Origin of the sequence: Pseudomonas sp. FH4 (assembly GCF_000510915.2) — a bacterium.
GTDB lineage: Bacteria > Pseudomonadota > Gammaproteobacteria > Pseudomonadales > Pseudomonadaceae > Aquipseudomonas > Aquipseudomonas brenneri.
The window spans coordinates 63,375-77,313 of the sequence record NZ_AOHN01000006.1 but is presented as its reverse complement, the minus strand read 5'-3'; the positions used below and the strand labels follow the sequence as shown (position 1 = coordinate 77,313).

At 61.2% G+C, this 13,939-nt stretch carries 14 protein-coding genes; 9 read left to right on the top strand and 5 right to left on the bottom strand.

Features of this window, described 5'->3' with window-relative positions:
- The first annotated feature begins 22 nt into the window (after positions 1-22).
- Entirely contained in the window at positions 23-2,563 is a 2,541-nt protein-coding gene (locus H097_RS04435) for a LuxR C-terminal-related transcriptional regulator (RefSeq protein ID WP_032857687.1), read from the top strand.
- Positions 2,564-2,612: 49 nt separating this feature from the next.
- Here H097_RS04435 and H097_RS04430 read toward each other — a convergent pair whose 3' ends face one another.
- The gene (locus H097_RS04430) at positions 2,613-3,401 is read right to left on the bottom strand and encodes an IclR family transcriptional regulator (RefSeq protein ID WP_032857685.1); all 789 of its coding nucleotides are present in this window, start codon (positions 3,399-3,401) and stop codon (positions 2,613-2,615) included.
- Between the two features lie 164 nt (positions 3,402-3,565).
- Here H097_RS04430 and hmgA point away from each other — a divergent pair, with 164 nt between their 5' ends.
- The 4 genes from hmgA (at position 3,566) to H097_RS04410 (ending at position 8,235) form a co-directional block, all read left to right on the top strand.
- Positions 3,566-4,858 (top strand): homogentisate 1,2-dioxygenase, encoded by a 1,293-nt coding sequence (gene hmgA / locus H097_RS04425; protein ID WP_032857684.1) that lies wholly within the window; start codon positions 3,566-3,568, stop codon positions 4,856-4,858.
- A gap of 3 nt (positions 4,859-4,861) precedes the next feature.
- Positions 4,862-6,160, top strand: coding sequence for a fumarylacetoacetase (gene fahA / locus H097_RS04420; protein WP_032857682.1), 1,299 nt, complete (start codon positions 4,862-4,864; stop codon positions 6,158-6,160).
- 12 nt (positions 6,161-6,172) lie between these two features.
- Positions 6,173-6,808: a maleylacetoacetate isomerase gene (gene maiA / locus H097_RS04415; protein ID WP_032857679.1), complete on the top strand. Its 636-nt coding sequence runs from the start codon at positions 6,173-6,175 to the stop codon at positions 6,806-6,808.
- Positions 6,809-6,876: 68 nt separating this feature from the next.
- Positions 6,877-8,235, top strand: coding sequence for an aromatic acid/H+ symport family MFS transporter (locus H097_RS04410; protein ID WP_032857677.1), 1,359 nt, complete (start codon positions 6,877-6,879; stop codon positions 8,233-8,235).
- 82 nt (positions 8,236-8,317) lie between these two features.
- Here the strand turns inward: H097_RS04410 and H097_RS04405 are convergent, their stop codons facing one another.
- Positions 8,318-9,121: a transglutaminase family protein gene (locus H097_RS04405; RefSeq protein ID WP_032857675.1), complete on the bottom strand. Its 804-nt coding sequence runs from the start codon at positions 9,119-9,121 to the stop codon at positions 8,318-8,320.
- 188 nt (positions 9,122-9,309) lie between these two features.
- On the opposite strand from H097_RS04405, the gene H097_RS04400 reads away from it, so the two are divergent.
- Positions 9,310-10,329 carry a Glu/Leu/Phe/Val dehydrogenase dimerization domain-containing protein gene (locus H097_RS04400; protein ID WP_032857674.1) on the top strand — a complete coding sequence of 340 codons (1,020 nt, stop codon included), beginning with the start codon at positions 9,310-9,312 and terminating at the stop codon, positions 10,327-10,329.
- Positions 10,330-10,410: 81 nt separating this feature from the next.
- Here the strand turns inward: H097_RS04400 and H097_RS28110 are convergent, their stop codons facing one another.
- Positions 10,411-11,346 (bottom strand): hypothetical protein, encoded by a 936-nt coding sequence (locus H097_RS28110; RefSeq protein WP_156356774.1) that lies wholly within the window; start codon positions 11,344-11,346, stop codon positions 10,411-10,413.
- A 201-nt stretch (positions 11,347-11,547) separates the two neighbouring features.
- Positions 11,548-11,808 carry a YebG family protein gene (locus H097_RS04390; protein WP_010564043.1) on the bottom strand — a complete coding sequence of 87 codons (261 nt, stop codon included), beginning with the start codon at positions 11,806-11,808 and terminating at the stop codon, positions 11,548-11,550.
- Positions 11,809-12,237: 429 nt separating this feature from the next.
- Here H097_RS04390 and H097_RS04385 point away from each other — a divergent pair, with 429 nt between their 5' ends.
- The 3 genes from H097_RS04385 (at position 12,238) to H097_RS04375 (ending at position 13,503) form a co-directional block, all read left to right on the top strand.
- Positions 12,238-12,567, top strand: coding sequence for a DUF6124 family protein (locus tag H097_RS04385; RefSeq protein WP_032857671.1), 330 nt, complete (start codon positions 12,238-12,240; stop codon positions 12,565-12,567).
- A gap of 138 nt (positions 12,568-12,705) precedes the next feature.
- Positions 12,706-12,894 carry a hypothetical protein gene (locus H097_RS04380; protein WP_032857669.1) on the top strand — a complete coding sequence of 63 codons (189 nt, stop codon included), beginning with the start codon at positions 12,706-12,708 and terminating at the stop codon, positions 12,892-12,894.
- Between the two features lie 159 nt (positions 12,895-13,053).
- Entirely contained in the window at positions 13,054-13,503 is a 450-nt protein-coding gene (locus H097_RS04375) for a phosphate-starvation-inducible PsiE family protein (RefSeq protein ID WP_032857668.1), read from the top strand.
- A gap of 1 nt (position 13,504) precedes the next feature.
- Here H097_RS04375 and H097_RS04370 read toward each other — a convergent pair whose 3' ends face one another.
- Positions 13,505-13,822, bottom strand: a complete 318-nt coding sequence (locus H097_RS04370; RefSeq protein WP_029295538.1) for a DUF3509 domain-containing protein — start codon at positions 13,820-13,822, stop codon at positions 13,505-13,507.
- Positions 13,823-13,939: the final 117 nt, after the last annotated feature.

Here is a 13,939-nt window from a genome sequence, read left to right as displayed (position 1 = left end):
ACAATAAAAAAGGGACGCTGGAATGACCGCCATGACCCGTCGCCTGGATCGCCCTGGATTCATGCCGCGTTTGTCTTGCCACCATTTGCTGCGCCCACGCCTGGCCGAGCCGTTGCTCCATGCCGAGGCGCGGGTGAAATTGCTGTGTGCGCCGGCCGGCAGTGGCAAGAGCGCCTTGTTGGCCGAATGCGCTCTGCAGGCTCCGGCAAACTGCCTGGTGTATTGGTTGCCACTCAATGGTGCCGCCCTGGAACCGCTGGATTTGTGCCAGCGCCTGGCACAAAGCCTGGGCCTGGCGTTTGTCGACGAAGCCAGCCTGTTGCTGGACCTGAGCCGCTGGCAAGCGCCGGCCTGGCTGTTTCTCGATGACTATTGCCGGGTGGCGGCGCCGGCCTTGGATGCTTTGCTCGATCGCGTGTTGGCGGCCAGCAGCCCGGCCTTGATCTGGTGGCTGGGCGCGCGGCGTCGGCCTGCCTGCAATTGGCCGCGGCTGTTGCTCGATGATGAGCTGTGGGAGTGCGGTACTACGGAATTGGCGTTCGATCAGCAAGAGGTCCAGCAACTGATCGAGCATCACGCCGGTGCCGGGCAGACCGCCGACAAGGTCCTGCAGTTCAGCGCCGGCTGGTGCGCCGGCGTGCGTATCGCCCTGCTTGAAGGCGACAGCCATCCCGACAGCGGCGCCTGGCATGGTCGCTCGCAGACCTTGCTCGACTACCTGCAACACGAACTGTTCAGCACTTTGCCCAGCGAGCTGGAGGAAGCCTGGCGTGTCCTGGCGCACCTGCCGCGTTTCAACCCGGGGTTGTGCGAGCACTTGTTCGGGTTTGGCGATGGCGCCGACTACCTGCGTGATCTTCAGGCCCTGGGTGCGTTTATCGAGCCCTGGGAAGACTCGCCGGACTGGCTGCAAGTCTTCACCCCCCTGGCCCAACTGCTGCGCGACGAACCCTGGCCGGCCCGGCGCTCCTGGCACCGGCGCGCCTGCCAATGGTTCACCGCCGCGCAGGATTGGCAGGCGGCGTTTGAGCAGGCGCTGTTGGCTGAGGAATACGAAGTGGCGGTCAGCCTGTTGGAGCACTTCAGTTTCCAAGACCTGTTCCGCCAGCAGAATGCGGTGTTGTTGTTACGCCTGCATGAGCAACACGGCGATGAGTTGATGCTCGGCTCGGCGCAACTGGTGGGGCTGGTCACGGCTGCCTTGCTGTTTGCCGGGCGTTTCGACCAGGCTGCGCAATGCATTGATCAACTGGCGCGTTTCACCCCGCAACCCACGGCCGCCTTGCAACGGCATTTGCTGGCGCGCTGGCAGGCGCAGTGGGGTTGGCTGTTGCACCTGGGAGGCGAAGCGGCGCGGGCGCGGGCGCATTTTCTCGATGCCTTGAATGATCTGCCGGACAGCGCCTGGACATCGCGCCTGATGTGCCTGTCCGGGTTGACCCAGCAAGCGTTGTTGCGCGGCGAACTGGACGTGGCGCAGGCCCTGAACCGCGAGGCGCTATGCCTGGCGCGGGCCCATGGTTCACTGCTGCTGGAGGCGGTGCTGGAACTTGACCATGCGCAATTGCTGGAGCAGCGGGGCGCCCCGTATCGGGCCCAAAGCCTGCTGGAAGGCGTGCAGGCGATGCTGGCCCAGCAGCGTCTAAAGGCCGGGCCGCTGATGGGCCGGATCGCCCTGCGGCGTGGACACCTGGCATTGCGCCAGGGGCACGACGCCCTGGCCACCGAGTGCCTCGAAGCCGGCCTGGGCATGTGCCTGCACAGCCAGGACAAACGCGTGCTCTATGGGTTTCTCGGGTTGGCGATGCTGGCGGCCAACCGCGGCGACTATGCCCAGGCATTTATCCAGTTGCGCGACGCCGAGCGCCTGATGCAGCGCCGGCATGTTCCCGACACGGTCTACCGGGCCGTGTTGCTGTTGCTCAGCGGGCATTTCTGGTTGCAGCAGGGGCGCGCCGAACTGACCCTGGAAGCCGTCAGCCGAGTGCTGCGCCACTTTCATGGCCCCCTGGCGAAACAGGCGCCGCCGGCGACCCTGGAGCTGATCCCCAGGCTGGAATACCTATTGGTGCTGGCTCAGGTGAAGCTGCGCCAGGCTGATCAACCGATCCCTCGGCTTATGGCCTTGCTGGACACCGCTCGCGAACGTGGCATGCAGTGCCTGGAAGTGGAGTTGCAGTTGGTGTTGGGCGAGGTGGCCTGGCAACTGGGGGAGCGTGCCTTGGCGGTGCGCTCGCTGCAAAACGGGCTGGCCCTGGCGGCGCGCTGCCAGGTGCAGCAGGCGGTGCGTGAACTGCGCCTGCGCCAACCTGGGCTGCTCAGTGAGCTGGGGCTTGAACCTCAGGAGACGGTGGCGGCACCTGGAGAAAACCCGCTGAGCCAACGGGAGTTGGAGGTGTTGCAACTGATTGCGCTGGGCAATTCCAACCTGGAAATTGCCGATCTGTTGTTTATCTCGCTGCACACCGTGAAGACCCATGCACGGCGGATCCACAGCAAGTTGGGGGTGGAGCGCCGTACCCAGGCAGTGGCCAAGGCCAAGGCCCTGGGCCTGATGGCCTGATTACTCCAGGCAATGCAGATCAAAATGTGGGAGCGGGCTCGCGTTTCTGTCAGGGCTGGTAGCCCATGCGCCAACTCACCGCCTGGCTCGCGGCAAGCAATTGCCTGGCCGCCGGCCCATCTTCATCGGCATGGAATAACGACGTCGGCCCCACCACGGTCATCACCGCCACCACCTGCCCCATCGCATTGAATACCGGCGCCGATAGCGCATCGACCCCCGGCATCAGCAAGCCATGGACAAAGTGCAGGCCGCGCTGGCGAATTTGCTCGCACGTTTGCGCATGCGCCTGATTGTCCGCCAGTGCATGGGCGGTGCCGGCCTGGATTTCCTGTTCGCGCAGGTCCACGGTTTCCCGCTCGGGCAAGAAGGCGCTGAACACCAGCCCCGTGGATGAGCTGAGCAGCGGCAGCACCGACCCCAGTTGCGTCACCACCGTGACCGCGCGCACCGCCGGTTCGATATGCACCACGGTCGCGCCATGGTTGCCCCACACCGCGAGAAAGCAGGTTTCATTCAACTCATCGCGCAACTGCGCCAGGGGCAGGGTGGCGACTTTCAGCACGTCCATGCTACCCAGCGCCGCCAGCCCCACGCGCAAGGCCTCGCGGCCCAGGCCGTAATGGTTGGTGGCGGTGTTCTGTTCGGCAAAACCCGAGGCAATCAGGGCCTGCAAGTAACGGTGGACCTTACTGGCCGGCATCTGCACATGTTCGGCCAGGCGCGACAGGGACGTGGCCGGCGACAGTTCAGCCAGGGCCTTGAGGATGTCGGTGCCGACCTCGGCCGAACGGACTTTCTGTTTACCGGTGTCGCGGGTAGCGAGCGGCTTTTCCATGGCAGGCGTGTATCCCAGAGACGAATGGCGGTCTTTATAGCTTGACGCTCCCTACCAATCAAATTACGTTATGCGTAATTGGATTACGATAAAAATAACGACAGCGTGCGCAGGCTTCTTCAAGAGGGCGGCGTTGTGCTGTTCACTCCACTTGAGGAGGCATCATGTCCCCTGATTCCTTGGCCTACCAATCGGGCTTTGGCAATGAATTCGCCAGCGAAGCCTTGCCTGGCGCCCTGCCTGTCGGCCAGAACTCCCCGCAAAAAGCGCCCTACGGGCTGTACACCGAACTGTTCTCCGGCACCGCCTTCACCATGGTGCGCAGCGAAGCCCGGCGCACCTGGATGTACCGCATCCAGCCGTCGGCCAATCACCCTGCATTTATCAAGCTGGAACGGCAACTGGCCGGTGGCCCGCTGGGCGAGGTGACGCCCAACCGCCTGCGTTGGAACCCGCTGGATATTCCCGCAGAACCTACCGACTTTATCGATGGGCTGGTGGGCATGGTGGCCAACGCCGGTGCTGAAAAGCCTTCCGGCATCAGCATCTACCACTACTGTGCCAACCGCTCCATGGAGCGGGTGTTCTTTAATGCCGACGGCGAACTGTTGATCGTTCCCGAGCAAGGTCGCCTGCGCATTGCCACCGAGCTGGGCGTGCTGGAAGTCGAGCCGCTGGAAATCGTCGTGCTGCCGCGGGGCCTGAAGTTCCGCATCGAGCTGCTGGATGCCCAGGCGCGCGGCTACGTCGCCGAAAACCACGGAGCACCGCTGCGCCTGCCCGACCTGGGGCCGATCGGCAGCAATGGCCTGGCCAACCCGCGGGACTTCCTGACCCCGGTCGCCCACTACGAAGACCTCTCGCAACCCACACCCCTGGTGCAGAAATTCCTCGGCGAGCTGTGGGGCTGCACCCTGGACCATTCGCCGCTGAACGTGGTGGCCTGGCACGGCAACAACGTGCCGTACAAATACGACCTGCGCCGCTTCAACACCATTGGTACGGTGAGTTTCGATCACCCGGACCCGTCGATCTTTACCGTGTTGACCTCGCCCACCAGCGTCCACGGCCTGGCCAACCTCGACTTCGTGATCTTCCCGCCGCGCTGGATGGTGGCCGAGAACACCTTCCGTCCACCGTGGTTCCACCGCAACCTGATGAACGAATACATGGGCCTGATCCAGGGCGCCTACGATGCCAAGGCCGAAGGCTTCCTGCCGGGTGGCGCGTCGCTGCACAGTTGCATGAGCGCCCACGGCCCGGATGGTGAGACCTGCACCAAGGCCATCGCCGCGGACCTGGCGCCGCACAAGATCGATAACACCATGGCCTTCATGTTCGAGACCAGCCAGGTGCTGCGCCCGACCCGCTTTGCCCTGGACTGCCCGCAACTGCAAAACACTTACGACGCTTGCTGGGCCACGTTGCCGGCAACCTTCAACCCGAATCGGAGATAAACCATGACTCAGTCCACTCTCACCCGTAGTTGGGTGGCCTCGGCCAACGGTCACACGGATTTCCCCCTGCAGAACCTGCCCCTGGGCATCTTCAGCCTCAACGGTTCGGCACCGCGCAGTGGTGTGGCGATTGGCGAACATATTTTTGATCTGCAAGCGGCCCGTGAGCTGTTTGACGGGGATGCCCGCCGCGCCGTCGACGCCATGGCGGACGGCCAACTGAACGCCTTCTTCGAACTGGGCCGTGCCCCACGGATTGCCCTGCGGGCCCGCCTGCTGGAACTGCTCGCCGAGGGCAGCAGCCAGCAAGCGCAACTGCAAGGCCTGGGCGCCCAGGTGCTGCCACTGGCTGCCGATTGCCAGATGCACCTGCCAGCGAAAATCAACGATTACACCGACTTCTACGTCGGCATCGAACACGCGCAAAACGTCGGCAAACTGTTCCGCCCCGACAACCCGCTGCTGCCCAACTACAAGTACGTGCCGATCGGTTATCACGGCCGGGCTTCGACGATTCGCCCGTCCGGCACCGACGTACGCCGGCCCAAGGGGCAAACCCTGCCAGCCGGTCAGACCGAACCGACTTTCGGCCCTTGCGCGCGTCTGGACTATGAGCTGGAACTGGGGATCTGGATTGGCCAGGGCAATGCCATGGGCGACTCGATTGCCATTGGTGATGCGGCCGATCACATCGCCGGTTTCTGCCTGCTCAACGACTGGTCGGCCCGGGACATCCAGGCCTGGGAATACCAGCCGCTGGGGCCGTTCCTGTCAAAAAGCTTTATCACCAGCATCTCGCCGTGGGTGGTCACCGCCGAAGCCCTGGAGCCGTTCCGCAAGGCCCAGCCCGCCCGCCCGGCCGGCGACCCACAACCGCTGCCGTACCTGCTGGACAAGCGCGATCAAGCCGGTGGCGGTTTTGACATCGAACTGGAAGTGCTGCTGACCACCGCCGCGATGCGCGAGCAGAACCTGCCAGCCCATCGCCTGACCCTGAGCAACACCCAGCACATGTACTGGACCGTGGCGCAAATGGTGGCGCACCACAGCGTCAACGGCTGCCAACTGCAGGCCGGCGACCTGTTTGGTTCGGGCACCTTGTCGGGCCCTGCGGCAGGCCAGTTCGGCAGCCTGCTGGAAATCACCGAAGGCGGGAAAAAGCCAATCGAACTGGCCTCCGGTGAGGTGCGCAAGTTTCTTGAAGACGGCGACGAAATCATCCTGCGTGCCCGCTGCCAGCGTGATGGATTTGCCTCCATCGGCTTTGGCGAATGCCGTGGCACTGTGGTCGCGGCGCGCTAAGAGGGCAGGGGCATGGAACTCTATACCTACTACCGTTCCACGGCGTCCTACCGGGTGCGGATTGCCCTGGCGCTCAAGGGCCTGGGTTTCACCGCGCTGCCGGTCAACCTGCTGGTGCCCAAGGGTGGCGCCAACCGCCAGCCCGAGTACCTGGCGATCAACCCGCAGGGCCGGGTGCCGGCCTTGCGTACCGACGAAGGCGAACTGTTGATCCAGTCGCCGGCGATCATCGAGTACCTGGACGAACGTTATCCACAGGTGCCGCTGCTCGCCAAGGACTTGGCGATGCGTGCCCATGAGCGCGCGGTGGCGTCGATCATCGGCTGTGACATTCACCCGCTGCACAACTCCAGTACCCAGAACCTGCTGCGCCAGTGGGGGCATGACGAGGCGCAGTTGCTGGAGTGGATCGGGCACTGGATCAGCCAGGGCCTGGGCGCGGTGGAGCAATTGATCGGCGATCAGGGTTACTGCTTCGGCGAGCAGCCGGGGATGGCGGATACATTCCTGATTCCGCAGCTGTATGCGGCAGAGCGCTTCAAGGTGGCACTGGATGGCTACCCACGAATCCTGCGGGTCGCTGCATTGGCAGCCAAACACCCCGCATTCATCCAGGCCCACCCCGCAAACCAACCTGACACCCCCTAAATCAATGTGGGAGCTGGCTTGCCTGCTCCCACAAGTGATACCCATAAAAACAATACAGGTACCTTGCGATGCACAATCAGATTGCCAGCTTTCGCGCGGCACTCGACGCCCGTCCGGTGTCGCGCTACCAGTGGTTGATTCTCCTGTTGTTGGCGTTGTTGCTGGTCACCGATGGCTACGACGCCCAGGTGCTGGGCTACGTGGTTCCGGCGCTGGCCCAGGACTGGGGCCTGGAAAAAGCCGCTTTTGGCCCGGTGTTCAGCGCCAACCTGCTGGGGTTGACCCTGGGTTCCCTGGCCGTGACACCCCTGGCCGACCGCTTCGGCGTGCGCCGCATCCTGCTCGCTTGCGTACTGATCTATGCCAGCCTCACGGTGTTGATGGTGTTCGCCAATTCCCTCGAAACGCTGATGGTCGCGCGGTTCATCTGTGGCATTGGCATGGGCGGGGCGATGCCCAGCGCCATGGCCCTGATGTCGGAGTATTCGCCACCGCGCATGCGCACCTTGATGGTGACGTTGGCGGCGTGTGGTTTCTCTTTCGGTGGTGCGGCGGGTGGTTTTGTCGCGGCGGGTTTTATCGACAGCTTCGGCTGGCAGGCCGTGTTCCTGGCGGGGGGCGTGACGCCGCTACTGCTGTTTCCGTTCCTGGCATGGCTACTGCCTGAATCCCTGCCGCGCCTGTTGCGCGATGCACCGCCTTATACGCGCCTGCAAAAAGTCACGGCGCGCATGCTGCCAGGTTGGCAGGCGCCAGCGGCGAGCGAGGAACAGAATCGCCAGGAGCAGGGCAGCAAACTGACGGTGGTGGAGTTGTTTCGCAACGGTTATGCACGGCCAACGCTGCTGATCTGGTCGACCTTTTTTGTCAGCCTGATCCTGCTGTATTTCATGATCAGTTGGTTACCGTCGCTGCTGCTGGAAAGTGGCATGACGTTGAACAAAGCCAACCTGGTGACCTCGATGTTCCTGTTCGCCGGCACCCTGGGCGCGATTGGCATGGCCTGGTTTGCCGACCGCCTGAAAAGCAAAGTGCGCCTGCTCTCGGGAGTGTTGGCCGGCGCTGCGGTGTGCACAATCCTGCTGGGGCTCAACCATGACAACCCGCGCTACCTGGTGGCGTTTGTGTTTGCCGCAGGCTTTTGCATCATTGGCGGCCAGTTGACCCTCAATGCGTTTGCCAGCAACTTCTACCCGGCCCATGTGCGGGCTACCGGCACCGGCTGGGCCCTGGGCGTGGGGCGCTTTGGTTCGATCCTGGGGCCGCTGTTTGGCAGCATGCTGCTGGCGATGCAGGTGCCGGTGCAGCAGATTTTCTTCTTCTGTGCGATTCCGGCAGTGATTGCGGCGTTGCTGATCATTCAGGTGCGTTCGCCCGGGGCCACGACGCCAAAAGATTCGCTGCGTGGCGATATTCTCAAAACCTGAGGAGCACCCTGCTTACCTGTGGGAGCTGTCGAGCCCCGGCGAGGCAGCGATGGGGGCGACGCGGTTTAACGGTCGGCCCCTTTCAATGCACCACCGCGCCAGGTGGCAGGTGGCCCAGGCGTTCCGTCAGTCTCAGCCGCTGCACCGGGTCCTCGCTGAGCAACAGCGCATGCTCAAGGTCAAAACGCTCGGCATTCGGGCAGTCCAGATGTTTATACAGGCTGGCCCGTGCCAGATAGTCGGCAGCATTGGCGTTGCCCAGCTCCACCACCCGCTCAGCGTCAATCAGCGCCGCCAGGTGATTGTCATGGGTGAGGTGCAACTGCCGCAGGTTGCGCGACAGTCGTTGCAGGATCAGTCGCGGTTCGGCGCTATGCAGGTGACTGGCTTGCAACTTGAGGTTGGGACCGTACTGGCGTTGCAGCAGTTCGCGGCAGTCGTTGGGGTACAGCCGTCGCCCGCCACAGGGGTCAAGCAAATGATCGGCACCGATCACCCGCAGCAAAAAGTGGCCTGGAAAGTTCACCCCCACCATGGGGATTTCCAGACGCCGCGCCAATTCCAGGGCAATCAGGCCCAGGGCCAGGGGCTGCCCGCGCTGGCGCTGCAAGACCTTGTCCAGCAGCGCGGCGGCGGGGCGCAAGGGGGTAAAGTCATCCTGGGCGAACCCCAGTTCATTCATCATCCGCAGCAATGGCTGGCCCAATTCATCGGCGGGCAACAGCGGCATGCCGAGGCTGACCTGTTGTTGCAGCCGGTTGAAGTCAGCCAGGATCGTTTGTGGGACCACGGCCGGGTCGTGCTCGGCAGCGATCCATAACGCAGCTTCAAACAGCGCCGGAGGCGAGCGGTGTAGACATTCGAAAAAGGCTTGGCGGGGATTCATAACGTTCTCCGACGGATGTCCCGTTTTAGCCTTGCCGAGAACTTTCGTCCAGCTTCTTGAGAAACCACCTACCGGGTTATGTCACAAAGCCTGTAATTACCGCCTGCTTATTCCCGCGCATTCCAGCAACCTTTTGCCGTCGGCCTATACTTGGCGACAACTAGAAGTGATTCGGGAGCTCGACGACGATGTTTGCTCTCATGCACAGCACCCGCCTTGAATCCCTGCACCTGAGCGTTGACCCGGTGACCGGGTTGAAGGCGGTCATTGCCATCCATAGCAGTCGCCTGGGGCCGGCCCTGGGCGGTTGTCGTTACCTGTCCTACCCCGACGACGAAAGCGCCGTGGCCGACGCTGCACGCCTGGCCCAAGGCATGAGCTACAAGGCCGCGCTGGCGGGTCTGCCGGTGGGCGGTGGCAACGCGGTGATCGTCCGACCGGCCCATGTGCAAAGCCGTGCCGCGCTGTTCGAAGCCTTTGGCCGATGCATCGAGCAACTCGATGGCCGCTATATCACCGCCATCGACAGTGGCACCTCCGTGGCCGACATGGACTGCATTGCCCAGCACACCCGTTTCGTCACCAGTACCACCGCCTCCGGCGACCCTTCACCCCATGCGGCCATGGGCGTATTCGCCGGCATCCGCACCGCCGCCATGGCCCGCCTGGGCAGCGATAACCTGGAAGGCCTGCGCGTGGCAATCCAGGGGCTGGGCAACGTCGGCTACGCTTTGGCCGAACAACTGCACGCCGCCGGTGCCGAATTACTGGTCAGCGACATCGACCCTGGCAAAGTGCAACTGGCCATGGAGCAACTGGGCGCCCACCCGATTGCCAACGACGCCTTGCTCAGCACCCCGTGCGACATCCTCGCGCCCTGCGGCCTGGGCGGCGTCCTCAATCGCCAGAGCGTCGCCCAATTGCGCTGCGCCGCCGTCGCCGGCTCGGCCAGCGCCCAGTTGACCCACCTGCCCGTGGCCGACCAATTGGAGGCGCGCGGCATCCTCTACGCGCCGGACTACGTGATCAACTCCGGCGGCCTGATCTACGTCGCCCTCAAGCACGGCGGTGCAGACCTGGCGACCATCACCGCGCACCTGTCGAACATCGGCACACGCCTGACCGAAATCTTCGGCCATGCCCAGGCCGAAAAACGCTCGCCTGCACGGGTGGCGGACGCACTGGCCGAACGCCTGTTGTACTCTTGAACGCCTGTCAAAAGGTCCTTCAAGCGAGGACCTGTGCCGTGGACACCTATTGAAACAGGCTTAAGCGCCGCGAGGAGGGTGTCAGGTCAAGAGAAATACATCGCCATGGGTAACTAGCCCATTTCGCGTGCCCCACAACTCTTCAATACCATTCACAACTACCATCGAATGCCCACCGGTTTCTCCCTTGGGGTTAGTAACCTCCCTGTTCACTATGCCGATTGCGCCATTTTGCAAGTCACTGACGGAGCCCTGTTTTATATGATCTTTCAGGCCCAGGCGCATGAGGCCTTCGTTCCCATCTTCACCATCTTTAAGCGTTTCCAACGCCTTAGCAAAACTTTGTGCAGCCGTGCCATCGTTATTTTCCATCTGTGCCCGTTTGGCACTCACGGCATACATAAAGTTTGCATCTTTCATCATCTCGGGATCATCACCTTTGATCTTGGAGTTTGCCGTCGCCTGCTCCAATTCATCCTTGGACAAATGCACCTTCATGCCATCTCGCATCGTTACGTCATAACCGTCGCCAGCTTCTTTTACTTCCTTGAATACGTCAGCTGGTTTCTGGCCAAAACGCATCATTGCCGCCTTGATTCCCGAAATCGTAAGACAGTCCCCGTTTTCCCCTTGAGTAAATCCACCCCAGATATCCTTCGGTTTTGTGCCTGAACTGGAGTCGTAAGACCTGGAATCGTCAGAATATTCCGCCCGTGTGGATGAGGCCGTTGAGGGGGCGAAAAGCGACTGGGTACCACCGCGCCTCCAGGCAGACGGTATAAGGTGATCTTCCTTATAGGCCGGGGCCGCTGAAGACATGGCTGTAGATGGCGAAGCTGTATAGTTGCCCGGGCCAAAGTTGATCGACCGAGACTGGGCGGCAACATTGGCCCTTGACGGGGGATGATGAGCTGTTTGGTCAACCGGCTGCCCCTGTGCTCCCCACTGGAATGCAGCAGGTTTTCCCTCTGTGTAAAACGGCCTCCCACCACGGTCTGAGGCTGAAAAACTATCCATCCATCCTCCCCTTTCTGCGAGCACTGTCAGAGTGTCGGCGCACGTTCGCAGAGTATGCTTTCACCGAGTGAGCGAAATTGCCCACGACATATCCACTATGTGGCGGGCACGACATTCGGGTTCCAGCAAGGAGACTAGTTTGGACTACTGCACATAAAAATGGCCCTGAACCATCGGGTCAGGGCCTGTTAGATTCGGGCGTTATTCCGCCGGAGGGTTCAGCAATTCGGACAACGCATCCGGCTGGCTCTTGAACGCCTTGGCAAACACATCGCGATTCTTCGCCATGTAGATCCCGGCTTCCTCCACCTGCTGCTCGCTCAGGGACGGCACGGCTTTTTGCAACACTTCTGCCAGCAACTCAGCGAGTTCAAGCATCTTGTCATGACGGTCAGCTTCGGCTTTATCCATGAACAAACGCTCCAGATCTCGGCTGCTGCGGTATACCACTTCGACGGCCATTCACCACCTCACATGCCTTCACGATAGTTGTCTATTGCGACTACTGTATTTATATACAGCTAAAAGAATAAGCCAATCCAGGGGGTTTGGGTAGCAGCTTTTTAATGTAGTCGGGAAATGGGGCTTTGCTACAGCGGAAATTTCTGACAACTTGCCGGGGTTGCGCTGGATTTGTCCGGTGGCTTACCTTCCTCGGGCGCTGCGTATGCAGCGAGTGGGCTTGGCGGCCCGGTAGAAGATAGCGCAATAACCCCCAATAAGACTGCTGGCGTTTTTACGCCTGCTTTCTTGTGTCATGGCGGGTTGCGCAGGGACCCTTCGGGGTGCTGGGTTTCTTCTTACCGGTCCGCCAACCTTGTGCAATCCGTCACCCAATCTGCTTGGCGGCAGACGGCGGTGGATATCCATTCGATTAAGAAGAGATACGCCATGAAAAAGAACTCCCCCAACCCCCCAGACAACTCACGCAATGACACTCGGCTGCAAGCAGCAGCTAATCGGGCCATTGATCACTACCTGCGGCCTGAATCGCCTCAACCTGCTCCGGAACCGCCCGCGACGCTTTTCAGCGTAACGCCTCGGGCTGATACGCAAACCTTACTGGTCAACGCCAGCGAAACCTTGAACAGTGCCCGTGAAATGGCAAGCACACTGGCATTCGACCTTGATGGCTCACAGCGCAGCTTGCTGCTGGCGGTTCACCAGTTGGTGGAGATGAGCGGTTTGCTGGTGGACCGAGCGCTGGAGCAGGTCGCATAAGTTAATGCCAATCTGTAGGAGCTGGCTTGCCAGCGAAAATCGTCAACGATAACGCAGGGTGCCTGATACCCCGCGCGGTTCTCAGGTTCTTCGCTGGCAAGCCAGCTCCTACAAAACTGGTATAGGCTTTGAGTTTTTATGGATACTTCCTTTTCCTCAGATTTCCCCGCAGATAGCCAAGAGCAAGTCGACAGCTACGACCGCTGGTTTCGCATTCAAGTTCAAGCAGCTCTGGATGACGGTCACCCAGGCATCCCTCATGATCAGGTCATGGCAGAAATGCGGGCCCTGATTGACGCCAAGGTCGCAAAGCATTCCGTTGATTGAAGTGCCTAATGTCAACTGGCTATCATCTCACTCTGCAATCCCTGGCCTTTTTTCTGCATGCCTAACTATCGTCACGCCGAACGGGCATTATCCGATCCGCCGTGAGGCACGAGGCAGGTGTTGGCCGGGTTGGCTATTTTTAAACAGTGGTGGTGAGCAATGACAGAAATGAAGTGGGCCGACAAAGTGCGCAAAAGCTTGCACGCGAACGCAGATTCCCTGGGCAATCTGGCGGTGGAGGCGTTTCACTATCTGGCGCTGTTTGGTATCGGTGCAATCACCGCCTATGCGGCAATAATGACCTTTATCGACATGTTGCAAAAAGGCGGCATCAGTGTGGATGACATCCTGCTGCTGTTTATCTACCTGGAGCTGGGCGCCATGGTGGGGATCTATTTCAAGACCAACCACATGCCCATCCGCTTCCTGCTCTACGTGGCAATTACCGCATTGACCCGTCTGCTGATCGGCGACGTGTCCCACCACAACGCCCCGGACCTGGGGATTATTTACCTGTGTGGCGGGATTTTGTTGTTGGCGTTTGCCATCCTGGTGGTGCGTTTTGCGTCGTCACGTTACCCATCGGTCAAGGAAAAGTCCGAGTCCTGAGTCAGAGTCCGGCCGTGATCGGCGGCCGGTTGCTCGGCGGGCGCTGCAGCAGTTTGTGGCTGTCGCCGTCGGTCATCACCGCCAGAATCTCCATGGCGCTGTGTCCCTGTTCAATCGCAATGCCGAATTGCACGCTTTGCACCAGGCGTTTGAGGCGTTGTGGGTCGTTGCGCTGTTCGGCGCTGATCATGCGTTTGGCAACCACGCCGCTGTCGTCGGAGAGGGTCAGCATGATGCTGCCGTCCAGGCGCTGGATGCTCAGGTTGACCCGGTACTTTGGGGTGAACGTGTCGGTGATCAACTGAAAAGGATTGTCCATGGTGCGTTACCGCCTGATAAGAACATGCACTGATTGACGACCGGTATCGGGATTGGTTCGTGTTGCCTGACCACCGGTCACAAGCTCCGTTTTCCTTCAGAGGGTGTACAGCAAGGG

Coding starts and splice junctions, on each gene's coding strand:
- H097_RS04435 (WP_032857687.1), top strand. CDS start 23: ATGACCGCCATGACCCGTCGCCTGGATCGCCCTGGATTCATGCCGCGT.
- H097_RS04430 (WP_032857685.1), bottom strand. CDS start 3,401: ATGGAAAAGCCGCTCGCTACCCGCGACACCGGTAAACAGAAAGTCCGT.
- hmgA (WP_032857684.1), top strand. CDS start 3,566: ATGTCCCCTGATTCCTTGGCCTACCAATCGGGCTTTGGCAATGAATTC.
- fahA (WP_032857682.1), top strand. CDS start 4,862: ATGACTCAGTCCACTCTCACCCGTAGTTGGGTGGCCTCGGCCAACGGT.
- maiA (WP_032857679.1), top strand. CDS start 6,173: ATGGAACTCTATACCTACTACCGTTCCACGGCGTCCTACCGGGTGCGG.
- H097_RS04410 (WP_032857677.1), top strand. CDS start 6,877: ATGCACAATCAGATTGCCAGCTTTCGCGCGGCACTCGACGCCCGTCCG.
- H097_RS04405 (WP_032857675.1), bottom strand. CDS start 9,121: ATGAATCCCCGCCAAGCCTTTTTCGAATGTCTACACCGCTCGCCTCCG.
- H097_RS04400 (WP_032857674.1), top strand. CDS start 9,310: ATGTTTGCTCTCATGCACAGCACCCGCCTTGAATCCCTGCACCTGAGC.
- H097_RS28110 (WP_156356774.1), bottom strand. CDS start 11,346: ATGGATAGTTTTTCAGCCTCAGACCGTGGTGGGAGGCCGTTTTACACA.
- H097_RS04390 (WP_010564043.1), bottom strand. CDS start 11,808: ATGGCCGTCGAAGTGGTATACCGCAGCAGCCGAGATCTGGAGCGTTTG.
- H097_RS04385 (WP_032857671.1), top strand. CDS start 12,238: ATGAAAAAGAACTCCCCCAACCCCCCAGACAACTCACGCAATGACACT.
- H097_RS04380 (WP_032857669.1), top strand. CDS start 12,706: ATGGATACTTCCTTTTCCTCAGATTTCCCCGCAGATAGCCAAGAGCAA.
- H097_RS04375 (WP_032857668.1), top strand. CDS start 13,054: ATGACAGAAATGAAGTGGGCCGACAAAGTGCGCAAAAGCTTGCACGCG.
- H097_RS04370 (WP_029295538.1), bottom strand. CDS start 13,822: ATGGACAATCCTTTTCAGTTGATCACCGACACGTTCACCCCAAAGTAC.